Origin of the sequence: Novosphingobium sp. KACC 22771 (genome assembly GCF_028736195.1) — a bacterium.
Classification (GTDB): Bacteria; Pseudomonadota; Alphaproteobacteria; order Sphingomonadales; family Sphingomonadaceae; genus Novosphingobium.
Genome location: NZ_CP117881.1, coordinates 210971 through 237254 on the forward strand (window position 1 = coordinate 210971; position 26284 = coordinate 237254).

The 26284-nt window shown below is 65.0% G+C and carries 21 protein-coding genes; 8 read left to right on the forward strand and 13 right to left on the reverse strand.

Features of this window, described 5'->3' with window-relative positions:
* The first annotated feature begins 112 nt into the window (after positions 1–112).
* The 7 genes from PQ467_RS00945 to PQ467_RS00975 are packed head-to-tail and all read left to right on the forward strand — an operon-like array spanning position 113 to position 6571.
* The gene (locus PQ467_RS00945; protein ID WP_274174710.1) at positions 113–1840 is read left to right on the forward strand and encodes an ATP-binding response regulator; all 1728 of its coding nucleotides are present in this window, start codon (positions 113–115) and stop codon (positions 1838–1840) included.
* Complete coding sequence (locus PQ467_RS00950) at positions 1837–2778, forward strand: response regulator (protein ID WP_274174711.1); 942 nt, start codon at positions 1837–1839, stop codon at positions 2776–2778. Before PQ467_RS00945 ends, PQ467_RS00950 begins: the two co-directional genes overlap by 4 nt.
* 44 nt (positions 2779–2822) lie before the next feature.
* On the forward strand, positions 2823–2981 hold the full coding sequence (locus PQ467_RS00955) for a hypothetical protein (protein WP_274174712.1): 159 nt from the start codon (positions 2823–2825) through the stop codon (positions 2979–2981).
* Positions 2982–2994: 13 nt separating this feature from the next.
* Entirely contained in the window at positions 2995–4065 is a 1071-nt protein-coding gene (gene bioB, locus PQ467_RS00960) for a biotin synthase BioB (protein ID WP_274174713.1), read from the forward strand.
* The gene (locus PQ467_RS00965) at positions 4062–5210 is read left to right on the forward strand and encodes an aminotransferase class I/II-fold pyridoxal phosphate-dependent enzyme (protein WP_443192989.1); all 1149 of its coding nucleotides are present in this window, start codon (positions 4062–4064) and stop codon (positions 5208–5210) included. The genes bioB and PQ467_RS00965 overlap by 4 nt, the downstream gene beginning before the upstream one ends.
* Positions 5158–5817 (forward strand): alpha/beta fold hydrolase, encoded by a 660-nt coding sequence (locus tag PQ467_RS00970; protein ID WP_274174715.1) that lies wholly within the window; start codon positions 5158–5160, stop codon positions 5815–5817. Before PQ467_RS00965 ends, PQ467_RS00970 begins: the two co-directional genes overlap by 53 nt.
* 10 nt (positions 5818–5827) lie before the next feature.
* Entirely contained in the window at positions 5828–6571 is a 744-nt protein-coding gene (locus tag PQ467_RS00975; RefSeq protein WP_274174716.1) for a methyltransferase, read from the forward strand.
* A gap of 231 nt (positions 6572–6802) precedes the next feature.
* On the opposite strand, the gene PQ467_RS00980 is transcribed toward PQ467_RS00975, so the two are convergent.
* From PQ467_RS00980 to PQ467_RS01010, 7 genes are all read right to left on the reverse strand, one after another.
* A complete protein-coding gene (locus PQ467_RS00980; protein ID WP_274174717.1) occupies positions 6803–8143 on the reverse strand; it encodes an anti-phage deoxyguanosine triphosphatase in 1341 nt (446 codons plus the stop codon).
* A 19-nt stretch (positions 8144–8162) separates the two neighbouring features.
* Complete coding sequence (locus PQ467_RS00985; protein ID WP_274174718.1) at positions 8163–9569, reverse strand: efflux transporter outer membrane subunit; 1407 nt, start codon at positions 9567–9569, stop codon at positions 8163–8165.
* Between the two features lie 8 nt (positions 9570–9577).
* Positions 9578–11107 (reverse strand): MDR family MFS transporter, encoded by a 1530-nt coding sequence (locus tag PQ467_RS00990; protein WP_274174719.1) that lies wholly within the window; start codon positions 11105–11107, stop codon positions 9578–9580.
* Positions 11108–11109: 2 nt separating this feature from the next.
* Complete coding sequence (locus tag PQ467_RS00995) at positions 11110–12201, reverse strand: HlyD family secretion protein (protein WP_274174720.1); 1092 nt, start codon at positions 12199–12201, stop codon at positions 11110–11112.
* A 113-nt stretch (positions 12202–12314) separates the two neighbouring features.
* A complete protein-coding gene (locus PQ467_RS01000) occupies positions 12315–13268 on the reverse strand; it encodes a formylglycine-generating enzyme family protein (protein ID WP_274176056.1) in 954 nt (317 codons plus the stop codon).
* Positions 13269–13392: 124 nt separating this feature from the next.
* Complete coding sequence (locus PQ467_RS01005) at positions 13393–15093, reverse strand: sulfatase family protein (protein WP_443192967.1); 1701 nt, start codon at positions 15091–15093, stop codon at positions 13393–13395.
* A gap of 114 nt (positions 15094–15207) precedes the next feature.
* Entirely contained in the window at positions 15208–16161 is a 954-nt protein-coding gene (locus PQ467_RS01010; RefSeq protein WP_274174721.1) for a LacI family DNA-binding transcriptional regulator, read from the reverse strand.
* A gap of 234 nt (positions 16162–16395) precedes the next feature.
* Here PQ467_RS01010 and PQ467_RS01015 point away from each other — a divergent pair, with 234 nt between their 5' ends.
* A complete protein-coding gene (locus PQ467_RS01015; protein ID WP_274174722.1) occupies positions 16396–16953 on the forward strand; it encodes a hypothetical protein in 558 nt (185 codons plus the stop codon).
* 36 nt (positions 16954–16989) lie between these two features.
* Here the strand turns inward: PQ467_RS01015 and PQ467_RS01020 are convergent, their stop codons facing one another.
* The 6 genes from PQ467_RS01020 to PQ467_RS01045 all read right to left on the reverse strand — a co-directional run bounded on the left by PQ467_RS01020 (position 16990) and on the right by PQ467_RS01045 (position 26265).
* Positions 16990–18261 carry an MFS transporter gene (locus tag PQ467_RS01020; RefSeq protein WP_274174723.1) on the reverse strand — a complete coding sequence of 424 codons (1272 nt, stop codon included), beginning with the start codon at positions 18259–18261 and terminating at the stop codon, positions 16990–16992.
* Positions 18262–18269: 8 nt separating this feature from the next.
* Positions 18270–18956, reverse strand: a complete 687-nt coding sequence (locus tag PQ467_RS01025; protein ID WP_274174724.1) for a hypothetical protein — start codon at positions 18954–18956, stop codon at positions 18270–18272.
* 91 nt (positions 18957–19047) lie between these two features.
* Entirely contained in the window at positions 19048–19989 is a 942-nt protein-coding gene (locus PQ467_RS01030; RefSeq protein ID WP_274174725.1) for a helix-turn-helix domain-containing protein, read from the reverse strand.
* A gap of 156 nt (positions 19990–20145) precedes the next feature.
* Positions 20146–22917: a TonB-dependent receptor plug domain-containing protein gene (locus PQ467_RS01035; RefSeq protein ID WP_274174726.1), complete on the reverse strand. Its 2772-nt coding sequence runs from the start codon at positions 22915–22917 to the stop codon at positions 20146–20148.
* 182 nt (positions 22918–23099) lie between these two features.
* Complete coding sequence (locus tag PQ467_RS01040; protein ID WP_274174727.1) at positions 23100–24026, reverse strand: ThuA domain-containing protein; 927 nt, start codon at positions 24024–24026, stop codon at positions 23100–23102.
* Positions 24027–24039: 13 nt separating this feature from the next.
* Positions 24040–26265: an outer membrane protein assembly factor BamB family protein gene (locus tag PQ467_RS01045; RefSeq protein ID WP_274174728.1), complete on the reverse strand. Its 2226-nt coding sequence runs from the start codon at positions 26263–26265 to the stop codon at positions 24040–24042.
* Between the last annotated feature and the right edge of the window lie 19 nt (positions 26266–26284).

The following is a 26284-nucleotide window of genomic DNA, read 5'->3' on the forward strand; positions in this document are numbered from 1 at the left end:
GACTGCAACCAGCCAGCGGGGGTCGACACATGGCGGCAAGCGAGAGGATCGACAAACGCCCGTGCCCCGGCCCTGCGCCATTCGCAAGGCGCGGCGGGATGGACGCGGCGGGATGATCGAAACCTTGCGTCTGATGGACCGGATCAAGTCCGCGCCGGGGCGGTTCATGCTGGTGATGGCGGCGATGGCGCTGATGATGACGGCGATCATCGCGGCGGCCTATGCCGTGCTGGACCGGATCCTGCCGCCGCAGGACATGCCGGCGGTGCGCGCGGTGCTGATCACGGCGCTGGGGGCGCTGCTGGCGGTGGGCGGGGCGCTGGGCGGGCTGGTCCTGCGCGCCTATGACAGCCGCCGCGCCGCTCTGGCCGAGGCGCGCCGCCATGTCGCCAGCCTGAGCGCGGAGGTGGCCGCGCATAATGCCACGCTGGAGGAACTGCATCTGGCCAAGGAGGTCGCCGAGGCGGCCAACAGCGCGAAGAGCCGCTATCTCGTCTCGGTCAGCCACGAGATCCGCTCGCCGCTCAATTCGATCTATGGCTATGCGCAATTGCTCGAACGCGGCCATGACATCGCCCCCATCGAGGCCGCGCGCATCATCCGCCGCTCGTCCGAACATCTGACCAATCTGGTCGAGGGCCTGCTCGACATCAGCCATGTCGAGAGCGGAGTGCTGCGCCTGTCGAACGATACGGTGCGCCTCAAAAGCCTGCTCGACCAGGTGGCCAGCATGTTCCGCCCCCAGGCCCAGTCGCGCGGCCTGACGCTGGTCTATGAAACGCACGGCAACCTGCCCGAATTCGTGCGGACGGATCAAAAACGCTTGCGCCAGATCCTGATCAACCTGCTCTCCAACGCGATCAAGTTCACCAAAGCCGGACAGGTCACTTTCGGCGTCACCTGCCGCTCGCAAGTGATGAGCTTTACCATCGCGGACACCGGAATCGGCATCGAGCCGCAGGATCTGGCCCGCATCTTCGCTCCCTTTGAGCGCGGCACGCACCCGGAGGCGCAGCGGCAAAAGGGCATCGGCCTTGGTCTGGCGATCACGCAGGCGCTGGTGCATATCCTTGGCGGCGATCTGGCCGTGACCAGCGAGCCGGGCGTGGGCACCACTTTCACCGTGCGCCTGATGCTCAGCCCGGTGCAGGCCAGCGTGCAGGAGGTGAAAAGTACCCGCGCCATCACCGGCTATGACGGCCCGCCGCGCTGCGTGCTGCTGATCGATGATGACCCGGACCAGACCTCGCTGCTGCGCGGCCTGCTCGAACCCTTGGGCTTTACCATCCATTCGGCCAATGACGGCGACCGGGGGCTGGAACTGGCGCGCAAGCATCAACCCGAACTGGTGCTGCTCGATGTCACCATGCCGGGCCTGTCGGGGTGGGAAGTGGCGCGGCGGCTGCGCGCGATGCGGGGCGGCGATATCCGCATCATCATGGTTTCGGGCGACGCGCATGAGATCCGGCAGGGCAGCGCGGGTTTCATCGCCCATGATCAGTTCCTCATCAAGCCGGTCGATCTGGACGCGCTGATCGACGCGGTGGGCGGGCTGCTGGGCCTGCATTGGCGCGGGCGGGCCGAGGAGACCGAGGCCCCCGAACCCGCCGCCGAGCGCGAGGCCCTGCCCGAGGAGGCGCGCCCCTTTCTGGACGATATCGAGAGCGATCTGCGCATCGGCCATGTGCGCGGGGTGGAAAAAGCGATCCGCGCGATGGAGGCCGCCGTGCCGCAGGCCGCCCCCCTCGCCAAACGGCTGCTGGCCAGCCTCGACCGCTTCGACCTTGGCGAACTGGCCGCGGAACTGGCCGCCGCATCGTGCGGGCGCGGAGAGGCATGATGCGCCACGATCCGCTGATGGTGCAGGACCCGCAGGCCCATGTCGACACCGTACTGGTGGTGGATGACACGCCCGAATCTTTGCGCTTTCTGGCCGATACGCTGGAGGTCGAGGGCATCCGCGTGCTGATCGCCACCAGCGGCGAGGCGGCGCTTTCGCTGCTTTCCCATATCGTGCCCGATCTGATCCTGATGGATGCGGTGATGCCGGGCATCGGCGGCTTTGAGGCCACGCGCATCCTCAAACGCAACCCGGCCAGCGCGCGCGTCCCCGTCATTTTCATGACCGGCCTGACCGAGAGCGAGCATGTGTTGGCGGCGCTGGAGGCGGGCGGGGTGGATTATGTGCGCAAGCCCTTGGTCATCAACGAATTGATCGCGCGGGTGCGGGTGCATATGGCCAATGCGCGTCTGGCGCAGGACAGCCAGGCCGCGCTGGATGCCAGCGGGCGACACCTGATCGCCATGGGCCGCGATGAGCAATTGCTGTGGTGGACCCCGCAGGCGGGCAGCCTGCTGGCGGAAAATTGCCCGGAATGGAGCGTGATCCCCGGCCCCGCCCCCGCCGCGCTGCGCCCTGCCCTTGCCCGTCTGGCCCGCGCCGATGAAAGCGGGGCCAGCGTCCGGCTCGACCTTGCCCATTCGACGCTCGAACTGGTGCTGGTGGCGCGAATGCGCGGGGCCGAATGGCTGGTGCGGCTGAACGATGTCAATCCGGCGGGCGACATCGCCCTGCTTCAGGCCCGCCATGGCTTGACCAGCCGCGAGGCCGAGATCCTGCTGTGGATCAGCTATGGCAAGCCCAACCGCGTCATCAGCGAGATCCTCTCGATCTCTCCGCGCACGGTGAACAAGCATCTGGAGCAGGTTTTTGTGAAGCTGGGCGTGGAAACGCGCGCGGCGGCGGCGGCGCTGGCGGTGCGGGCAATCAGCCGATAACACCCGTTTTGCAAAGGTGCCCTTTGCAAATTTGCAAGATTACCGTGGACGCCGCCCCCGTCCTGCCGCATCAACCGGCCCGATACGCCATGCTGTTGCCCATCGGATTGGTCGTTTCGCCGCTTGATGGCTTGAGCCTTGGCCCGCGCGCGCCTATCGCGGCATGCGTAACCATGCCCAAGGCCGCGCAGGAACGCGCCTAATGGAGAATACCCAATGACCGTGCCCCATCCCGAAACCCCGGCCAATTCTCCTGTGGCCCGCACCGACTGGACCCGCGAGGAGATCGCGGCCCTGTTCGATCTGCCCTTTACCGAACTGGTCTATCGGGCGGCGGAAATTCACCGCGTCAACCATCCGGCCAACGAGGTGCAGCTTTCCACCCTGCTCTCGATCAAGACCGGCGGATGCGTCGAGGATTGCGGCTATTGCAGCCAGAGCGTCAAGGCCGACAGCGGCGTGAAAGCCACCAAGCTGATGGAAGTGCAGTCGGTTTTGCAGGCCGCCGCCCGCGCCAAGGATCAGGGGTCCAGCCGCTTCTGCATGGGCGCGGCATGGCGCAATCCCAAGGACCGCGACATGCCCGCCATCATCGAAATGGTGAAGGGCGTGCGCGCCATGGGCCTTGAAACCTGCATGACGCTGGGGATGCTGTCCGATCATCAGGCCGATATGCTGGCCGATGCGGGGCTGGATTATTACAATCACAATATCGACACTTCCCCGGAGAAATACGAGGAAATCACCAGCACGCGCACGATGGGCGACCGTCTCGACACGCTGGGCCAGGTGCGCCGCGCCGGGATCAACGTGTGCAGCGGCGGGATCGTCGGCATGGGCGAAACCCGCAGCGACCGGGTGGGTTTTGTCCATACGCTGGCCACTTTGCCCTCGCACCCCCAATCGGTGCCGATCAACGCGCTGGTGCCGGTCAAGGGCACGGTGCTGGGCAATATGCTGGCCGATACGCCGCTGGCCAGGATTGATGATGTGGAATTCGTGCGCACCGTCGCGGTGGCGCGCATCACCATGCCTGCCTCGATGGTGCGCCTGAGCGCTGGGCGCGAATCGATGTCGGAAATGACGCAGGCGATGTGCTTCCTTGCGGGCGCCAATTCGATCTTCACCGGCGACAAGCTGCTGACCGCGCCCAATGCGGGCGATGACAATGACATGGCGATGTTTGCGCGCCTTGGCCTGAAAGCCATGGCTGTGAACCGCACCGAGGCGGAAATCGCCGCCGAAGCAATGCCCAAGGGCTGCGTCAAGCTGGAGCAGATGATCTGAAGGGCTTTGAAACCCACCTCGCCGCCGCGCTGGAGCGCATAGACCAGCGCGACGAGCGGCGCATCCTGCGCGCCGCCGCGCCGCAGGATGGCGGGCGGTTGACGCGCGATGGGGCGGTGCTGGTCGATTTTTCCAGCAATGATTACCTCGGCCTCTCACGCCATCCGTTGCTGGCGCAGCGATCGGCGGAATGTGCGCTGGCCCATGGCGCGGGATCGGCAGCCTCCCGGTTGGTCACGGGCACCCAGCCGCTGCATTTGGCGGTTGAGGACAAGATCGCCCGGTTCAAGGGCAAAGAGGCCGCGCTGCTGTTTCCCAGCGGATGGCATTGCAATGCGGCGGTGCTGGCGGCCTTGCTGCGCGCCGCGCCGGGGGCCTCGCTGTTCACCGACCGGCTGATCCATGGCAGCCTGCACGCAGGCGCAGCGGCGCATCGGCAAATCCGCTTTCGCCACAATGATCTGGACCATCTGGCCGAACTGTTGGCGCGGGCCGAGGGGCCGAAGATCATCGTCACCGAAAGCGTGTTCAGCATGGACGGCGACCGGGCCGATGTGGCGGCGCTGGCCGATCTGGCGCGGGCGCATGATGCGTTCCTCTATGTGGATGAGGCCCATGCCACCGGCGTGCTGGGGCCGCAGGGGCGCGGGCTGACCTATGGCCATGACGTCGATCTGGTGATGGGCACGTTCAGCAAGGCGCTGGGCTGTATGGGCGCCTATGTCGCGGGCAGCCGGTTGCTGATCGACTATCTGATCAATGCCTGCGGGGGGTTCATCTTTTCGACCGCGCCCTCGCCCGCGATGTTGGGGGCGGTGGATGCCGCGCTCGATCTCGTGCCGGGGATGGAGCATGAGCGGGCGGTTCTGGCCGATCACGGCGCGTTTTTCCGGGAAAGCCTGAAGGATGCGGGCATTGCCACGGCCGAGAGCAGCACGCAGATTGTGCCGGTGATCGTGGGCGATGCCGGGGCGGCGCTGGCGCTGGCGCAGGATCTGACGGCGGCGGGCATGCTGGCCGTGGCGATCCGCCCGCCCACCGTGCCGCCGGGCACCAGCCGGTTGCGCGTGGCGCTGCATGCCAACCACGCCCATGCCGATGTGGCCGCGCTGGCCCGCGCGATTGCGGCGCGGATCGGCCGATGAAAGGGTCAAGGCGGTGAAGATCGCGCTGCTCCATGGCTGGGGGTTTGACGCGGGCGTGTGGGATGCGCTGGCGCCTCTCTTGGCGGGCGATGTGGCGCGGATGGATCGCGGCTATTTCGGCGCGCCGGTCGATGCCGAGCGGCCCGATCTGATGATCGGCCATTCGTTGGGCGCGATGCTGCTGGCGCGGCGCTGGAGCGATGTGCCTTTGGTGGCGATCAACGGGTTTGACCGGTTTTGCGGGGCCGATGCGGTCGCCCCGCGCGTGGTGGCGCGCATGGTGAAACGCTTTGGCGAGGATCCGGCCAAGGTGCTGGCCGATTTTCGCGCCACCATCCATGCCGCCCCCGCGCCGGCGATTGTTTCGGGCGCAAGGCTGGGTGCGGATTTGGCCTTGCTGGCCGACGAGACCCCGGCCCCGGCCCATCGCGCCCCCGTTCTGGTGCTTCAGGCGGGCGATGACCCGCTGTTGCCGCCCGCGATGCGCGCAGGGGCCTTTGCCGGGGGGATTGAGCGCGCGGCGGCGGTCTGCCCGGCGGGCGGCCATCTGCTGCCTCTGACGCAGGCGGCATGGTGCGCGCAGGCCATCGCGGATTTTGCCCGATGAGCGCCGCGCCATGATGGCCAACCGCCTTGTGGCCGACGCCTTTGGCCGTGCCGACCAGTATGACGCCCATGCCGGGGTGCAGCAGCAGGTCGCCACGATGCTGGCGCAAGAGATTGCCGGGGCGGGTGTGCGCGCGGCCCCGCGCGTGCTGGAGATCGGCTGCGGCACAGGCCTGCTCGGCGCCGCGCTGATGCCGCTGCTGCCCGGGGCGCGGTGGATGATGACCGACCTGTCGCCCGCCATGCTGGCGCGGGCGCGGGCGCGCTTTGCCGGGCATGGCGGCGTGGAATACCGCGCGATGGATGGGCAGGCCCCGTCTGTGGAAGGCCCCTTCGATCTGATCGCGTCCAGTCTGGCGTTTCAATGGTTCGATGATCTGGCCGGGGCGTTGGCGCGGCTCGATGGGTTGTTGGCGCCCGGCGGGCTGATGGCCTTCAGCACGATGATCGCGGGCAGCTTTGCCGAGTGGCGCGCGGCCCATGAGGGCGCGCCCTGCGGGCTGGCGGATTATCCGCATGCGGACGATCTGCGCGCGATGGGCTTTGCCGTGCGCGAGGTGGAATTGGCGGTGGAAGGCGGCGGGCGGGCCTTTTTGCGCCATTTGCGCGGGATCGGCGCAGATGTGCCGCGCGCGGGCCACCGCCCATTGTCGGCGGGGCAATTGCGGCAGGTTATCGCCCGATTCGATTCGCATGGCGGCTGTGCAACCTATCGCGTGGCACTGTGTCTGGGCCGGATTGCTGCAACGCAATAATTGCGTGCCATGCATATTGGTCGTTAGTCGGATATTTCATAGCGCTAAACCGGCCATAAATGCTGATCTTTGCGTTTACGTAATCGGCAATTGCATTATTCGCATCAATTGCCTTCATTTTGCACTTGCGAAGAAGGCCAGCCATCAGCATAAGGGACGTGCCTTTCAGGCATCCTCTCCCAAACTTCCAAAGGCCAGCCTCCGGGCTGGCCATTTTTTTGCCTTTTGTCCTCAGAGCCGGTCGAACACCGAGCCCATGCGCGGGGCAAACAGCCGCTCATAGGTCTTGAGCAGGCTGGTGTCGGTCATCGCGGCAACATAGTCGCAGATCGCGCGGACCCCATAGGCTTCGTAAAGCGGCATGCGGTCGCGCGGCAGCAGGCGCGCGGGATCGGCCTGCATCGCCTCGAACACGGCCACCACCATCGTCTGGCCCTTGAACTCCAGATGCTGGACCGCCGGACTGGTGATCACCTCGCGCACGACCAGATCCTTCAGCACATCGAGAAACGCCTTCTGCCCAGGCGCCATGCCCACCCGCCAGCGCAGCAGAGGGGCGGCAAATTCGGGCATTTCGACATAATGCACCGCGGTCAGGAAATGATGCACCAGCCGCCCGATGAAGCGCTTGCGGCTGTTTTCGCCGCCGTACAATCCATCGACGAATTGCCGCATCACATCATTGGCGCTCTCGCCGGGATATTTGGCTTTCAGCGCATCGAGGAAGGTGGGGCAGCGATCCGTCACGGCGGCGGCAAAAGTCTCGCGGTGGATCAGGTCCAGCGCGATGGCGTCCTCCAGATCGTGGACGCCGTAAGCAATGTCATCGGCCACATCCATGATGCTGCAATCGAGCGATTTGTGGCGCGATTTGGCGTGCTTGCCGGAATTGGCGTCAAAGCTTTGCAACAAAGCCCGATCCGACGCGGACAGAGGATCGAGAATCCAATCCACCACATCGCACTCGGTGTCGAGATAGCATTTGGGCGGCTTGGCGCTGGCCGCGTCGATGATCCGCAAGGTGGTGGGCCCGGGCGCAAGGCGCGGCGCGATGGCCGGATTGCGCACCGCCGAATAGGCCACCGGATATTTCAGCACCCCCAGCAAGGTCCGCCGCGCCAGATTCGCCCCGGCATTTTGCGAGAAAGTCTCCAAGCGCGAAAGGATGCGCAGGGTCTGGCCATTGCCTTCAAACCCGCCCTCCTCGCGCATGCAATAGTTGAGCGCCACCTCGCCCCCGTGGCCGAACGGCGGATGGCCGAAATCATGGGTGCAGCCGATGGCGTGGATCATGCTGCGCCCCGGCAGGATCGCCGTGGCCGGGTGATCGGGCCCGTCGCGCTCCAATTGCCGCGCAATACCGCCCGCGATCTGCGCCACCTCCAGCGAATGGGTCAGCCGCGTGCGGTAGAAATCGCTGTCGCCTAGATTGAGGATCTGCGTTTTGCCCTGCAGCCGCCGGAACGAGGCCGAATGGATGACGCGGGCATAGTCAATGTCGCCCCCATCGCGGGCGTCCTCATTCTGCGGGGTCCAGTTTTCGCGGCGGGCCAGCCAGAGCGTGTCATCCATGGCCGCGCCTATAGCGCGATCAGCCCTGCCAGCCCAAGCCCAGCGCCTTGGCAATGGCGATATAATCCACCACCACTTCGGCCCTGCTCTGCGCGCTGGTGATTGCGGCCTGCAAGACCTGCGCGTCGCGCTCGGTCTGCTCCAGTTTCGAGGAGGTCCCCGCGCCCACCCTTTGCGCGCCAAGGCCCGCGTTGGTGCGCGCCGTCGCCTCGCCCGCCTCCAGTTGCATCAGCCGCTCGCGCGCCGCGCCGAAACGCGACAGGCTGCTCTCGGCATCCTCCAGCGCGGAGAGGACCGCGCGGCGATATTGCGCCTCGGCGCTGTCGCGCTGGGCCTTGGCCTGCGCCACGGCGGCCTGGCCCTTGCCCCAATCGAGGCCGGACCATTTCAACTGCGGCAGGATGCCATAGGCCGCCGTGGCCGGATCGACGATGCTGGAGAGCGAGGATGAGCCCATGCCCAGAATGCCGGTAAAGCTCAGGCGCGGCATCAGCTTGCCCCGCGTGGCGCCGATCTGGGCCGTATTGCCCGCCAGCAGCCGCTCGGCCGCGCGCACATCGGGCCGCCGCGCGATCAGCTCCGCCGGATCGCCCACCGCCACTTTCGCGGGCAGCACGGGCAAGGGCCGGGCCTGCGCCAGCGCGGCGTCCAGTTCACCCGGCGCCCGCCCGGTCAGCACGGCAAGCTGGTTCATCGCCACCTCGACCTGCGCGCGCAAAGGTGCGTCCTGCGCCATGGCGCTGCGCATATTGCCCTCGGCCTGCGCCACATCGGCCAGCGTGGCCACGCCCGCGCCCTGACGCTGGCGGATCAGATCCAGCGCCTGCCGGCGCAAGGCGACCACCTGCGCCACCATCGCCTGCCTGCCTTGCGCATCGCGCAGGTTCACATAGGCCTGCGCCACCTGCGCCGAGAGGCTGACCTGCGCATCGGCCAGTTGCGCCTTGGCCCGATCGACATTGGCGCGCGAGGCTTCATTGGTGCGCTTGTTGATGCCCCAGAAATCGGGCTCCCACGAGGCCGTCGCGCCAAGGTTGTAGATTTCGAGCGAGGTGCGCTTGCCCCCTGCGCTGAACGGCGGAAGATCGGCCTTGGCCGCGATCAGCGTGGGCGCCACGGAGGGCAGATCGCTGGCCTGCTTTTGCCGCAGCACCGCCCCGGCCTCCGTCACGCGGGCCTGCGCGTCGGCCACGGTCGGGCTGTGCGCCAAAGCATCGCCGACCAGCGCATTAAGCTGCTCGTCGCCCAACACTTCCCACCAGCGCGCCAGCACCGGCCCGCTTTGCACCACATCGGCCCCGCGCACGAAACCCGGCCCGCCCGCCACCTTGGGGGGCCCGGCATAATCCGGCCCCAGCGCGCAGCCTCCCAACGCCAAAGGCAGCGCCAACCCAACAGCAATCATCAGCGGCAAACGGGTCATCATGGCTCTCATCAATGCATGGGAACATCAGGCGCGGCGTCATTGGAAAACGGGCGCAGCAACAGGACCAGCGGCAGCACGATCAGCGTGCCCCAGCCCATGATGCGGAAAATGTCATTATAGGTCATCACCAGTGCCTGAAGCTGAAGCTGACCTTCAAGCTGGGGCGCGGCGCGTGCGATGCCGCCCAGGGCGCGGACCTGATCCTGCACCATCGGGCTGTTGGCATGGAGCGTTTCCTCCAGACGGCGGGTGTGCAGCCACAGGCGGTTGTCCTGAATGATGGCAATCCCGGCCAGCGCGATGCTGCCCCCCAGATTACGCACCGAATTGAACAGGCCCGAGGCATCCCCCGCCAGTTCGCGCGGCACCGAGCGCACACAGGCCTGCGACAGGAACAGCATGCCCAAAATCTGGCCCACGCCGCGCATCAATTGCGATTCCACAAAATCGCCGCCGTCCGAATACATGGTCATGCCCGTATCCACCAGCGAGGACACACCCATGATCAGCAGGCCGAAACACACCGCCACGCGTACGTCGATGCGTTTGAGCAGGATCGGCACGATGGCCATCATGAACAGGCTGGGCAGGCCGGAAATCAGCACGATCTTGCCCGACTGCAGCGCGTTGTAATTGGCCACCGAGGCAAGGAACTGGGGGATCACATAGGATGTGCCGTAAAGCACCATGCCCAGCACCAGCCCCATGGTGGCCACCGCGCCGAATTGCCGGTCAAGCAGCAGTTTGAGCTGGATCACCGGCCGGGCCGCATATTTCTGGCCGATGCCGATACAGATGAAGCCCGCTGCGCTGACCACAGCCATCTCGCGGATAAGGTTCGAGGAGAACCACTGCTCACGCTGCCCTTCCTCCAGCAGCACCGTGAGCCCCCCCAGCCCCAGCGCCAGCCCGACAATGCCAAACCAGTCCGCCTTGGCAAATTCGCCCAGATGGCTGCGCTCATGCGGCAGACCAAGAATCAGCAGCAGCAGCAGTGCGGCGCAGACCGGCAGGTTGAGGAAGAAGGCATAGTGCCAACTGACATTCTCCGTCAGCCAGCCCCCCACCAGCGGCCCCATCACCGGCCCCATGATCACCGTGACGCCAAAGGCGGCAATGCCAATGGGCTGCTTGTCGCGCGGCAATCGCATGGCGATGATCGTCTGCGCCGTGGGGATCAGCGCCCCTCCGGTAAAGCCTTGCCCCACGCGGCCGATGATCATCATCGTCAACGTGTCGGCCCAGCCGCAGATCATCGAGAAAAAGGTGAACAGGCTGGCCGCGATCAGCAGGAACGTGCGCAGGCCCAGCACCCGCTGGAGCCATGCGGCCAGCGGAATGATGACGATTTCGGCCACCAGATAGGAAGTGGCCACCCACGTCCCCTCGGTGCCCGATGCGCCGATTTCGCCCTGAATCGTGGGCAATGCGGAATTGACGATCGAAATATCGAGCGTCGCCATCAGCGCGCCCAATGTGCCCGCCGCCACCGCCAGCCATGCCGACAGATCAGCCTTTACCGGGGGCGCATCGACCATGATCAATGCGCCGTTTTCGTGTCCACCATCGCCGTCACCGACAGGCCCGGCACCAGCAGGCGGCGCGTATCGGCATCGGCATCAATCGCGATGCGCACCGGCACGCGCTGGACGATCTTGGTGAAATTGCCGGTCGCATTGCTGGGCGCGATCAGGCTGAAGCTGGCCCCGGTGCCGGGCGCCATGCTTTCGATCCGGCCCTTGACGGCCCGCCCGTCCAGCGCATCGACCTTGATCGACACAGCCTGTCCGGGGCGCATATGGGCCAATTGCGTTTCCTTGAAATTGGCCACGACATAGATCTTGGACAAAGGCACCAGCGTCATCAGCCGCGTGCCCGCTGAAACAAACTGGCCGGGGGTGACATTCTTGTCGCCCACGCGCCCGTCGATGGTGGCGCGGATGGTGGTGGCGTCCAGATCGACGCTGGCGGCGTCCAATTGCGCCTTGCCGCCCATGCCCTGCGCCTTGGCCTGCCTGGCCTGCGCCTCGATGGCGGCGATGCGGCGCTGCTGGGCCTCGATGGCGGCGCTCTGGGCGCGGACCTGCGCGGCGGATTGGTCGGCCGCGGCGCGCAACTGCGCCAGTTGCTGGGCCTGCTCGGCGCCGCTGGCCACCAGCGGGGCAAACCGCTTGACCTGATCGGCGTCGAATTTCGCCTTGGCCTGCGCGGCGACCAGCTGGGCGCGGGCCTGTTCGATCCCGGCGCGCTGCTCCTCCATCGCGGCCTGCGCATTGGCCTGAAGCGCATCGGCAATCGCCACCTGCGCCGATGCCTGCGCGGTCTTGGCCTTGTAATCGCGCGGATCAAGCGTGAGCAGCGGCGTTCCCGCCTTCACGTCCTGATTGTCGACCACCAGCACCTGCGCGACATAGCCCGAGATGCGCGGGGCGACCGCCAGCGTATCGGCGGCGATCTGTGCATCGTTGGTTTCTTCGATATAGCGGCCATGGTTGAGATAATCCCACCCCCACCACGCCCCGCCCAGCAACAGCGCCAGCCCGACAAAAGGCAGCACTTTGCGCGCGGTCGAAGGAGAAGAACTTTCGGACGTTTCAGCCGTCTGGTCAGCCACTTGGGGGGTGTCGGTCATGCAGTACTCTCATACGCGCCAAGGCCATTTCGCAAGCCCAAACTGTTGGGCAGGCAATAGGTTGCGCTGGCGGTATAGATCATTTTTAATCCTGACAAGCCTGTCATCAGGGATTAACCGGAAGTCAACCATCGCCGGCCCTGGCCTTGATCGGCATCCCGGACACAGCGGAAACCGACATGGCTGGTCGAACTGTCGATGGCCTGCGGATGCCGGGCGGCGGGGCGATAGCGCTGGCAATAGGATGGCGCGCAAAGATGCGAGCCGCCCTTGATCACCTTGCGCGGGACTTTGGCAGTCGGGTCGGCGGGGTCGTGGCTCTTGGCGCGAAAGCCGCCGCGCGGATTGTCGATGGCGCAACAGGCGCTTTTCTTGCGCGCTCGCGCTTCTCCGGGCAGGCTCCACCAATCCTCGCAGATTTCCCAGACATTGCCGATCATGTCATGGATGCCATACGAATTGGCGGGAAAGGCGCGCACCGGGCTGGTCCGCACCCAGCCGTCGGCGGCGGTGTTGGCAAAGGGGAACAGGCCCTGCCATGTGTTGGCGCGGTGCTCGCCGCCAGGGGTCAGTTCATCGCCCCAGGCATATTCGGCGTCCTCCAGCCCGCCGCGCCCGGCAAATTCAAATTCGGCCTCGGTGGGCAGACGTTTGCCCGCCCATGCGGCATAGGCGGCGGCGTCCTGATGGGTGACATGCACGACCGGGTGGTCAAGAATATCGTCAATCCCGCTCTCCGGCCCCAGCGGATGGCGCCAGCAGGCCCCCGCCACCCAGCGCCACCATTGCGACGGATCGCCCAGATCCACCGGCCGGTCGGTCATCGTAAACACCAGCGATCCGGCCACCGCCAGTGCCGGGTCCATGCCGGGATAATCGCGCGGATCGGGCGGGGTTTCGGCAAAGGTCCGGTATCCGGTGGCCTCGACAAAGGCCGCGAACTGCGCGTTCGTCACCGGCGTTTCATCCATCCGGAAGGAATCCACGCGCACCTTCCGGCGCGGCGCCTCCTCCGGATAGAAGGCGGACGATCCCATCATAAAAGTGCCGCCCGGCACAAGGCGCATGGCCGCCGGGGCGGTGTCGCCGGGGCCGTTATGATCAGTGCCGTTCTGGTCGGGGCCGTTCTGGTCGGGGACGGGCGTCATCGGCCCGTTCTATGGCCCCGGCCGGAACTTGCCAATGGTCCGCTCACTTTTCCGGGATCTGCTTGAATTGCTCGTCCACGGTGGGCGCGTTCATAAAGGGGCGGCCCGCCGCCTTGGCCGCCTGTTTGGCCGGGCTGTCGGGGATGATATCGTCCATGCGGTCGGCCCGGTTGGGTTCGACCAGCCATTCATCCGGGAACGGCGCCGCCCCCGTGCCGCCCTTCATCCGCCGGACCGATCCGATCGACTGGCGGCCGGTATAGGGGATCATATGCTTGCCCTGACGGTTGGCCATTTGCGTATAAAGCGCGGCGCGCAGGGTGATCTTGTCCGAAAGATGGGCCGGATCATCGATCAGGTTTGTCATCTCGGTCGGATCGGCGCCGATGTCATACAGTTCCTCGCGGTCATAGATGCCGTGATACTGAATATATTTCAGATTGCCGCGCGTGATGGCAAAGGTGGTCGGCGTTTCGGGGAAGCTCCATTCCCAGTAATATTCATAGATGAAGTCGCTGGGGTTCCACTGCGCGGGCTTTTGCGCGCCGGTGATCAGGCCCCATGCGTTCTGGCCCTCGAACTGTTGGGGCATGGTCTTCACGCCCGCCACGCTGAGGAACGTGGGCGCGAAATCTAGGCCGCGCACGCGCCCCGTGTTGACCGTACCCGCCGGCACCGTGCCCGGTTCCCACATCACCAGCGGCACGCGCACCGATGCCTCATAGGCGGTGCGCTTGTCGATCAACCCGTGGTCGCCGATCTGGAACCCATTGTCGCTGGTGAACACGACCAGCGTGTCCTTCTCCAGATGGTTCTTTTTGAGATAGGCCATGATCCGGCCAAGGCTGTCATCGACCGCCGAAAGCGTGGCATAGTAATATTTCAGGTATTCCGTCATTTTCATGTCGGAATTATAAAAGAAATCAATGCCATGCCATGTATTGCGCTGGTCATAAACCCAGCGCGGCTTGCCCTTGTAATTCTCGGCTGTGTTCTCCGCGCTGGCGGGCAGCGTGAATTTCGCCTTGTCATACTGATGGGCATAGCGCGGCGGGGGCAAGGGATCGGAATGGACCGCCTTGTGGCTCAGATAGAGGAAGAAGGGCTTCTTGGGGTCGCGCTCCTTTTCCAGCCAGTTCATCGCATAATCGGTCAATTCGTCGGTGATATAGCCGGTCTGGGCCACTTCCTTGCCATCGACGTTGAACATATTGGCCTTGCCCGCAGCCACCGCGGCGGCGGGCAGATCGCCGGTCGGGTAATAATGCCCCTGACCCTTGAAGCTGAGCCATTTGTTGAAGCCGGGGCGCGGGGCGTCGGTGTCATTGCCCATATGCCACTTGCCGATGAAGGCGGTCTGATACCCGGCCTGCTGCAGATAGGCGGGGAAGAAGGTCAGCCCGTCCTCGGAGGAATTGTTATTGTCCACCACGCCATGGTTGCGCGCGGTCATGCCGGTCAGGATCGTCGCGCGGCTGGGGCTGCACAGCGAAGAAGTGGTCACGCCATTGGGGAAGTAGGTGCCCTCGCGCGCCATGCGGTCGATGTTGGGGGTTTGCAGCAGGCCGGGCTGCAGAAAGCCCATGCCGTCAAAGCGCAGATCGTCGACCAGCACGAAGATGATGTTGCGCGGGCGGGATGGCTCGGGCGCATCAGGCGCCTTGGCGCGCGCCGCGCCGCCGGAAAAGGCCATGGCGGCAAAACAGGCCGCGCCGCCCAGAATCAATGTATGCAGTTTCGCCATTGCCCCATCCCGTTGCCGGGCGCGCGGGGAGGAAAGCCCCCCGGCGCGCCGTTTTTCCGCGCCATGCATGACGCGGCGGCCGGGCCAAGTCAACAAAATACCAGCGCTGGTATTTTAAGCGGATTCGCGGATCACCAGATGATGCGCAAAGCTGGCATCTGCGCCGCCCCGCTCCAGCGCCATATCCACCGCGATCCGCGCGATCTCCTCCACCGGCTGATGAATGCTGGTCAGCGCGGGATAGCACATCTGGCCCTCGATCGCATTGTCAAACCCGGCAATCGCCACATCCTGGGGCACGCGGAACCCCATGCGCAGCGCGCAGGCCATCGCGCCCAGCGCCATCTGGTCATTGGCGGCAAAGATCGCCGTGGGCCGCCGGGGCAAGGCCATCAGCGCGCGAAACGCCCGCTCGCCCTCGGCAAAGGTCATGCCCGCACGCACCACATGGCTGTCGGGCAAATCGATCCCGCTTGTCGCCAGCCCGTCGCGAAAACCGGTCAGCCGCTCCTCGGAGGCCATGTCCGGGCGCGGCGGCGCAATCATGGCCAGCACGCGATGCCCCCGCCCCAGCAGATATTGCGCCATTTCGCGGGCAATCGCATGATCATGCACCTCGACACTGCGCCCGATGCCATCGTTTTTGCCCGCGATCCGCACCACCGGCTTGCCCAGCTCCATCAGCGCGGCCAGGATGCGCGGATTGTCGGCAAAGGGCGGCACCAGAATGACCGCATCCGGTTCGCAAGACAGCGTGATGGAAAGATCATCGCCCGCCATCACCTCCAGCACCAGATGATAGCCCACCTTGCGGCAGGCAGCGGCCGTTGCCACCATGATGCGCGAAAAATAGCTGTAGGTGACCGGCGGAGCGATCATGGCGATGATATAGCTGCGCCCGCTGGCCAATTGGCGGGCGGCCAGCGCGGGGCGATAGTTCAATTCGCGGATCGCGCGTTCCACCTTCTCGCGCACGCCGGGGCGCACCGTCTGCGCGCCATTGATGACGCGCGAAACCGTCTTGATCGAAATGCCCGAATGCTCCGCCACATCCTTGATCGTCGCCATGGCCCATCCCTTTTGCCGCTCCGGGCTGATGCGCCATTTTACCTGCGATGCGCAAGAGGCAGGCGGAAAATACCAGCGATGGCATTTTGACCACCCCCATCGTTTCGCGCAAACGATACCATTTGCGTTGGACGAAGCCGCCCGCATTCTGTAGGCATGGATCACCGGCAGCATCTCCATCGTCAAGCGCTGTCGGCTGAGAGTTGTCATGCTCCCGCTTGCCATGGGAGCCTTATGTCCAGAAACGCCATGTCCAATCAGGCCGTGATGGAACAAAGCCACCACCGGCGCGCCGAAATCGCCCGCCCATGGTTCGACCACACCAGCGCCATGGCGCTCCACAGTTCCTTTGAAACGCTGCGGGCCGGGTGCCTCTATCTGATCGGGCGCGAAGGGCGCAAGAACGCCGCCTCGGGGCCTGAAAAGGTGATGTTGCGCGTTTCGGGCAATCATCTCAAGGAACTGGATCGCTTCTTCTCGCTGCTGATCGGGGAATATCGGGCTTTTTTGCGGGCGATGGCGCCCCATGCCGGGCGCGCTCCGGCCGATCTCCATCCGCTCGACAAACACCGCCCCCGCCTGCGCGCGATCCGCCGGCTTCAGGTCGCGGCCTGCGATGGGCCGGTGCGCAACCATTGCGCGGTCACGGCGCGCGATCTGGCGGTGGCCTCGCTGGGCCTTGCGGGGGGCAAACAGGCGGCGGGGCGGCCATTCGTGCTGGACGATGCAGTGCTGGCCGAAGTCGGGCGTTTTTATCTGGCGCTGGCCGCAGACGTGGTGGGCCTCGCGTAAGGCTTGGCCCTGATGTTCCACGTGTGACACAGGCGCCTATTGCGGATTGGGCAACCGCTCTACCCGATTGACCACAAAGGCATAAGAGGCCGCGCCAAGACACGCCATCGCCCCGATAAAGATCAGGCCGATGAAGAAGGATCCCGTCCGCCCCACCGTCATGCCGATGATGATCGGCGTGGCGATCCCGGCCAGATTGGTGCAGAGATTGAACAGGCCCCCGGTCAACCCCGCGAGCCGCGTGGGCGCGATTTCCGACACCAAGGTCCAGCCCAGATTGGACATGCCCTGCCCGAAAAAGGCGATGCTCATCACCGCAATGACGGCGGCATCGCTTTCCAGCCAGATGGCCAGCACGATGAGTGTGGAGAGCATCAGCCCGGTGATCACCGGCGCCTTGCGCGCGGCGGCCAGCGAGACACCGCCACGCAGCAGCCGATCCGACACCTGCCCCCCCGCCAGCACGCCCAGCGAGGCCGCCATAAACGGCACCATCGCGTAAACGCCCGCCTTCAACCAATCCATATGCCGCTCGCTGGCCAGATAGGTGGGGAACCAGGTGAGGAAGAAAACCAGCGTGGAATTGGTGGCGAATTGGCCGATCGAGGCGCCGATGATGCTGCGCTGACGCAACAGATAGCCGACATCGCTCCAGCGGAAGGGGCGCGGGAGTTCGGTCTGCGTCACCCCGCCATCGGCGCGGATCAGGGCGAGTTCGGCCTCATTGACCCCCGCGTGGTCCGCCGGATCGCGATAGAGCCTGTGCCACACCAGACCATAACCGATGCCGATCCCGCCCACGATCCAGAACAAGGCGCGCCAGCCCCAATGGGCGGCCATCCAGAACAGCAGCGGGCTGCAAAAGGCGATGCCGAAATACATGCCCACCGAATAGATCGAATTGGCCCGCGCCCGCTCGCCGCGCGGAAACCATGCGATCAACACGCGGCTGTTGGCGGGAAAGCACGGCGCCTCGGCCGCGCCCAGCCCGAGGCGCACCGCGATCAGCGCCCACCCGCCGCGCACCAGCCCCTGCATCACCGTGCAGGCCGACCAGACCGAGAGCGAGAGCGCATAGGTCAGCCGCGTGCCATAGCGGTCGAGGAAGATCCCCCCCGGCACCTGCGCCAGCGCATAGCTCCACGAAAAGGCGGCAAAGACCAGCCCCATCATCTCCGGCCCAAGGCCCAGCTCGCGGCTCATCGCGGGGGCGGCCACCCCCATCAGCGTGCGGTCGAGATAATTGAGCGCGGTGGCCAGCGCGACCAGCGCCAGCATCCCGTAACGCTTGCGGGTCGGTTTCCCCACCTGCGCCTTCATTGCGCGTCCCGCTTTTCCAGCGTGTAGGCCACATCATAGGCCTGCGCCAAGGGCTGCGCAAAACCGGCCTGTTCGACGGCGGCAACCATCGCGCCCTGCGCCGCCCTCGCCTCGGCCAATCCGATGCATTCGGCCACGATGACCAGATCGAAGAGCGGCTCGCTCATGGGCGGGCGCAGTTCAGTTTCCGAGGTGCGGATTTCGGAAAAGTCAGGCCGGGCGGCGGCCAGATGCACCGCCGTCACCGCCGGCATCGCATTGATCGCGGCCAGCGCGGGGGCCAGCGCAAGTTGCCCCTCGCCCTCGCCCATCCCTGCGCGCAGGCGCAGGCGCAGCGACACCAGCGCGCCCCCCACCCCACGCCCGCCGGTTTCCAGCACTTCACATGCCATGCGCCGGAAATTGCGGAAATGGGGCGCGATGGACTGAGTCCATTCGGTCGGGAAATTGAGGCTTCGCGCATAATCCTCGGCCACAAAACTGGTCAGTTCATCGCCTTCATAGAGGGTGAAATAGATCTGGCGCTCCAGCCCCCGGTTCACCCCCCGCCGCGACCGGCGAAACCCGGCGTGGTCCAACCGCTCGGGCATATGCTGGCGCGTGTGCCATTGGTTATAATCGGCATCGCCCTCGGGGGTGATGTCATGCCACATGATGATGAATGCGCGACCTTTGAGCGCCATAGTCTCCCCCGTTTAAGCTTACCTTGTTGATCCGGGTCTATCAGCAAGAGGGGGCCGGGACGCTGTTTGGGCGTGAACAAATGCTTGGCCGTCAGTGCAAAGCCTGTTCCTGATGCCGCCATTGCCCCGGTGTCTGGCCGACATGGGCCTTGAACCGGCGGGAAAAATGGCTGGGGTCGCAAAAGCCCGAGCGCCAGCCGATTTCCGATACCGACAATTCGGCAAAGCGCGGATCTTTCAGCAAAGTACAGGCATGTTGCAGCCGCACGGCAAACAGCTCCTGCACATAGGTCGTGCCTTCCTGCGCCAGAATCTTGTGCAGATAGCGCGGCGAAATCGCCACCTCGGCGGCCACGCTGGCCGCATCGAGTTCATGTTCGAAAAAGCGGTTCTGGATCGCGGTGCGGATGCGGCGGTAAAGCTGGCGTGTGTGGTTCGACAGGCGGCTTTCCGTGGCCCCCAGCATCAGCGCCAGCGCCCCGCCGATCTGTTGCGTGCAAAGCCTGCGCCAAGCCTCGTCGCCGCGTTCATCGCGGATCGCCTCGGTCAGCGTCGCCTCCAGCACGCCATGCCACGGGGCGCCCGCGCGCACCACCCGCGCCACCGCCGCCTCGGGCGAGGGCAGCCAGCAGCGCACCCATTCAATCGGCAGGCGCGCCACGATATGCTCGGAACCATGCTCGGCCGTCACGCTGTAGGGCTGGCGGTTGTCGAGCAGCACCATATCGCCCGGCCCCAGATCGACGCGGCGGCCGTAATGATCGACCTGCCATGCGCCGCTGCGGATCCAGTTGAGGTTGAGATGAGGCTGGCGTTCGCGCGCGGCGGCCCCTTGCGATCGCACCACGCTATGCGCGCTGCCGATGGAAATGGTGCTGAGTTTAAGCGGCCCGAGGTCATGCTGCTGCATGCTGGCGGCCACCCCCTCGTCCTTGCTGGTAAAGTCCAGTTCAAAGATCGCCTCACAGATCGCCTCGCGCCAGTAAACCAGATGGTTCACTTCGGCATGGGTGTCCGTCGACCATGAACGCATGGCATGTCTCCCACAATCTTGCGGCATTTTTGCCTCTATCCTCTATGGCCAGAGCCTAACGCAGGCGCGGCCCTCTGACAACAAGTGTTCATATTCGTACACAAAACGGCCCCGACAGACGCGCTGCCGGGGCCAAGGGTGGATCATGGCGCGCAATCAGAACTTGTGGCTGATTTCAAAGGTCCAGATGCGGCCCCACACATTATGGTTGTTGGTATCGACCGCATTGGTGCCCGACAGCACAATCGGCGGCGCCTTGTCGGTCAGGTTCTGCACCCCCAGCGCCAGCCTTGTGCCGCTCAGCCAGCGGTGGTTCTCACCAAATTCATAGCCCAGATTGCCGTCAAACGTGGTCCATGCCGGGATCATCGTATCGGGCAATTTCACGCCCGCCACGGTGATCGTGGCATTGTTCAGATAGGAGCCAACGTAATTGGCCGCGATATTGGCGTTGAACCCGTCCTTGCGCCACGAGACCGAGGCCCGCCCGCGCGAGGAGACCTGAAAACCGAATGTGTCGAGCGCGTTGAACAGCGCGCCGGTCGGCGTCAGGCTCTTTTGCAGGTTGAGGATCTTGGTAAAGCTGCCGTCAAAGGCAAACACGCCCGCCCTGGTTTCCAGACGATAGTTGAGCGTGAAGTCCAGCCCGCTCTGCTTCACATTGCCAAGGTTCTGCGTGCCGCCATTGACGATGCCGGTCAGCGTGCAGTCGTTGATCGTGCTGGGCGTAAACACCGCATTCTTGTCGGTCAGGAAGGGCAGATAGGCCGGATTATAGGTCGCGTAATTGCCGTTGACGCAGGTGTTGGGCTGGGGCGCGACGATGAAATAATCGCTGTAGAGCGCGCGATTGGCCGGGCTGGACAGGACCAGCGCGTTGGTGGCCGTCTGGTTGGGCAGGTTCTCGATGCGGTTCTTGTAATTGACGTTGTAATAGGTGACCCCGAATTTCAGATTGGGCGTGAAGGACGGCGTCAGGTCCAGCCCCAGCGACCAGACCGTGGCCGATTCCGGCCGCAGCCCGGCGGTGTTGCCGGTGCGGTTCAGCACCGCGCTCTGGCCTGTGCTGGACAGCGTGACGGGCACGGCGGGATCATTGGCGCCATTGGCGATATAGACGCGGTTGGTCTGGCCAACGGTTGCCGGATTGCTCTCGATCAGTGTGGGCGCGCGGAAGGACGTGCCCCAACTGCCGCGCAGCTTGATGCCGCCGGTCGGCTGCCATGTCAGGCCGAATTTGGGATTGGCCGTGGTGCCGAAATCGGAATATTTGTCCCAACGCACCGCCGCGCTCAGGTCGAGCCGGTCAAAGCCGGGAATGCGGTTGGCCTCGCCAAACACCGGAATGAACGCCTCGCCATAGGCCGAGGTGACATGGCGCCCGCTCTTGGTGCTGCGCGAAACCTGATAGACATTCTGCAGGTTCAGCTTGTTCTGCGCCAAAAGCCAGAACCAGTATTCGGTATATTCCCCGCCCACGGCCACCTTGACCGATCCGGCGGGCAGATCAAACAGCGCCCCGCTGATCTTGGTGCCGAAATCGGCGGTGCGGAATTTCGCCTCCTGCAGGAACCCGCCGATCAGCATGTCCGCCCCGCTCTGCTGGCCGGGCAAATAGGGGTTGAAGGTGGAATAATAGGCCGGATTGTTGGCGATGACGGCGGCAATGGTGGTGTTGGCCTGGGGCTGACACACATTGCACCCGGACGAGAAGCCGTAGGAACCGTAAGTCGTCCAGTCGAAGCCTTTGAACAGGCGCGTTTTATATTCCAGCGTCGAGTTGAACGTCTCCTCCTTGTTGCGCTGGGTCAGGTCGTAATTGGCGTAATTGAGGCCAAGGTTATAGACCAGCGTCTCGTTGCCCGTGGTCAGGCCGGGGATATACCAGGGACTGCTGGGGGTCAGGTTGATCGAGATATTGGGCAGGGCTTCCTGCGCGCGGGCGGAATTTTCGCGGCGGTTGTAATTGACCGTGCCGACCAGTTCGCCGGCGCCGATGGTCTGATGCGCCTTGAGCAGCACGCTGATCTGTTTGCGGCTGGAAAAGTAATCATACATATCCGCCGGATCGGCCAGCGTGGGATTGCCGCGCAGCGCCGTCACCTGCGCGGCGGTGGGCACCGCGCCATTGGTGGCGGGCAGGCCGTAAACCGTGCTGCCGATGATCAGCGCGCCCGGCGTGCCGGGAAACACCGTGGTGCCGATCAGATTGTTGTTGTTGCCGCCATAGGGGCGCAGATCATTGCGCAGATAATCGCGCGCGGCGCGTTTCACCGGGTCGCGGTCGGTATAGCTGAAGCCCAGCATAAAGCCGCCCTCGCTCCAGCGGTGGCCCAGGACGCCTTCGACGGTCCGCTGGTCATAAAGCGTGTGGTTGAAACGGCCCGTCAGTTCGAGCCCTTCATAATCCTTGCGCAGCACATAATTGACCACGCCCGCCACCGCGTCCGACCCGTAAATGGCCGAAGCGCCGTCGGTGACGACCTCCACCCGCTCGATCGCGGCAAAGGGAATGACGGAAGGGTCGGGGATCTGCGAGATCACCCCCTGCGGCGCCCAGCGATGGCCGTCAAACAGCAGCAGCGTGGCATTGTTGCCAAGGCCGCGCAGGTTGACGCCCTGCTGGCGCCCGCCGGTCGAATTCTGGCTGGTGCCAAGGCTGGAGCCTTGCGGCAATTGGGCGATCAATTGCGCCGTGTCGCGCACGCCGCCCGCCACCAGGCTGGCCCGGTCCATCGTCACCGTGGCCGAACCGACCGGGGCCACGCCCTTGATCGCGGTGCCGGTCACGATGATTTCGGCATCCTGTTTGATGCTCGATTCGGCGGCCCCGCGTCCGGTGATGTCCTGTGCATGCGCCGCGCCCGCCATGGCCAGCGCCAGATAGGAAATGCCAAAAGCCGCGCGGCCTGTCTGCCCGATCTTCATCCTGTCCCCCTTGTTGATGTCCGGTTGTTTTGCCGGATTATGACTCCGGCATACGCCCGCCCGATCCTCGCGCCCCTAGCTGCGAAGGCCCCAATCTCTGGACTGAGACTGCACAGGAGGGGGCAAAGAAAAACGCCCGGCTGTGGGGGGCCGGGCGTCTGGGAGAGGCTGGGTCAAGAGGGTCATTTCCCCTTGGATTTGGTCGCCGTTTTGGGTTGGGTGGGCGGCGCGGGCGGGTCCACTTTCGCATCCACCAGCCCCAGCGCCCAGCGGATGCCCTGATGCGCCATCTCGCGGAATTTGGGGTCGTCCCAGACCTGTTCCTGATGGCCGATAGTCAGATTATAGACCCGCCCCTTGCCATAGGATTTGGCCCAGACCAGCGGGAAATCATCATCGGCGCGGGTCTTGCGCTGCTCCGGCGTCATCTTGCTCGGGTCCAGCCGCAGGATCACATGCGCGTCCTTGCTGGTAAACGGCATGCGCATGACGGGAAACTGGTCGGTATAGGCAAAGCTCTTGGGAAAGACCCCCGCGCCGGGAAAGGCGGGGTCTTCATTGGTGATCTGCATCGTGTCGACGCGAAACTCGCTCTCCATGAAGGCGCCGATCATCGCGGTGAATTCGGGCCATTCGTAATAGGCAACGCTGGCGGCATGGCCTGCGATAAAGCCCTTGCCGTCCTGCTTCACGAAAGACAGCAGGTCCGCCTTCTGCTGGTCGCTCAAGGCTCCCGCCCCGCTGCCCAGAAAGAACACCGCGTCGAACTGGTCCAGATTGCGCGCGTTGACGAATTTGCCCGCATAGCGTGTGCCTTGGCCGACAATCGGGGCCTTGGTAATGAGCTGGCTGTCGGTGCGGATCACGGTGGCCCATTCGCCATGCTCGCGGCCCATCTGTTCGATCACGCCCATCGCATGGTTGATCGAATCGTGATGCCATCCGGTCTGGACATCCGCGATGATCAACAGCTTCTTCATCCCCGGCCAGGGATCATTGACCGTCGAGGCAGGCCCCATCATCGGCGGGGGGGCGGGCCGCGCCGCAGGCGGCGTCTGCGCCATCACGGCGGCGGGGAGCAGCGCGCCCAGCAGGAACATCTTACGCATCACATTATCCCTCTTACGGCAAACGATAGGCCACCAGCGTATCGGACATTTCCGGCCCGCCGATCGCCGTGCCGCCCCCTGCGGCCACCACGACATATTGCTTTCCATCCGCGCCCATATAGGTGATCGGCGTCGAATGGGCCGAAGCCTCCAGCACGCTCTGCCACAGCAGCTTGCCGGTCTTGGCGTCAAAGGCGCGGAAGCGGTGATCGTTGGTCGCCCCGATGAACACCACGCCGCCTGCGGTCACGATATTGCCGCCGATATTGGGCGCGCCGGTGTTGAGGCCCGCCTTGCCCAGCGCCTCGGTAATACCCAGAGGGACGCGCCACGCCACCGACCGCTTGGCCACATCGACCGCCACCAGTTCGCCCCATGGCGTCGCGCCGCAGGACAGGTTCATGCCATTGGCGCTATAGGTAAAGCCTTGGGGCGGGCGCGGGCCGGTGGGGCGTGGCGGCGGCGGGCCGGCGGGCACATTGCGGTTCATCATCGCCACGCCCGATCCCGCCGCCACCTTGGGCCGATAGACCGGGCGGTTCTGCACATTGACGAAATAATAGCCCAGTTGCGCCGAATAGCTGCCCCCGCCCCAGTTCGGCCCGCCCACCGGGCTGGGATAGGTCAGCGTGGCGTGCGCGCTGCTCTGGCGCGGAGCGTAAAGATCGCCCACCACGATGCCGTTCTTGTCCCAGAAATCAGTGCAGGAGGCCTTCATGCCGGGGAGCAGGTCGGGGATCTCATCGCGCGTCATCTTGACCCGCGCAATCGGGCCGGGCGCATCGGGAAAGGGCTGGGTCGGCCAGACCTCGTCGGTGGGTTCATCGGCGCGGGGCGTGGGCTTTTCAGTGAAACCGTTGAGCGGCTCACCCGTCACCCGGTCGAACATGAAGAACAGCCCATGCTTGCCCGTCAGCATCACGGCGGGGACAGATTTGCCCCCCTGCGTCACATCGGCCAGCAACGGGGGCGTGGGCGAATCCCAGTCCCAGATGTCGTGATGGGTCAATTGGTGATGCCACAACAGCTTGCCCGTGGCCGCGTCCAGCGCCAGCAAAGTGTCGGAATAGAGCTGCGGCCCCTTCGCGCCCGAATTGGCGTCGCCGGTGGGGGCGTAAAGGATTCCGCGCTCTTCATCGATGGCCATGGTGGACCAGACATTGGCGCCGGATGTGTCGCGCCATTCATCGCCCACCCAGGTGTCGTGATTGGCCTCGCCCGGTTCCGGGATGACGTGGAAGGCCCAGACCTGACGGCCTGTGCGCGCGTCAAAGGCGCGGATGTCGCCGCGCGGCTGGGGCGGGCCGCCCTCGCCCGGACGCGCGCCGGTGATGATCAGGTCGCGCCAGATCGTGACCGGATTGGGGATGGTAAAGGTGGAACGGCGCGATTCGCCCACAATCTCGCTGGCCACGCCAATATAGGCGTCGATCACTCCGCCCCGCCCAAAACCGCGCGCAGGCTGGCCGGTGGTGACGTCCACCGCCATCAGATAGCCCTCGTCGGTGCCAAAGATCAGGCGCGGCGCGGTCTTGGCGTCGCCGGGCCAATAGGCGATGCCGCGCCCGTGGATGCCCTTGGGGCTTTCATATTTCCAGATCACCTCGCCGGTTTCGGGGCGGATGGCGGTGATGCTGGCCTTCAGGTCGGGTTTCAGCGGCGTGGCGGGGGTGGAAATATACATCACCCCGCCGATCAGCAGCGGCGTTACCTCAAAGCGCGAATCCAGCCCCTGATCGCCCGCCTTGCTGGGGCCGGTGCCATAGCGGAAGGTCCATGCCGGTTGCAGTTTGCCCACATTCCGGGCGTTGATCTGCGAGAGGGGCGAGAAATTGCCGTTGCCCCCGCCGCCGCCATAGGCGGGCCATTGGTTCGCGCCAGTGGGCCGGGGATAGAGCGCCTTGGCCTCGCCGGTTGCCACGGGCATGGGGGCGCCCGCGCCGCCCTCCTTCGCCCGATAATGGGCCAGCAGATAGGCGCGCACCGCCGCCTCGTCGCCGGGCGCGATGATCAGGCCCAGCTTCTTCATCTTGGAGAGCGTTTCGTCCCAGTCGGCGGCGCTCTTGGGCTTGGCGGTGACGGTGCCGATGGCGTGGCATTTGCTACAATTGGCGGCGAATTCGGCGCGGCCCGGCCCCTGCGGCAGGCGCGCGATCCAGTCCTCGCCCGTTTGGGCAAGGGCATTGGCCGCGGTAATGGCCAACACGCTGACCATCGCGCCAAACAGGCTCCGTCTCATTCTCTTCTCCCGCATCCCG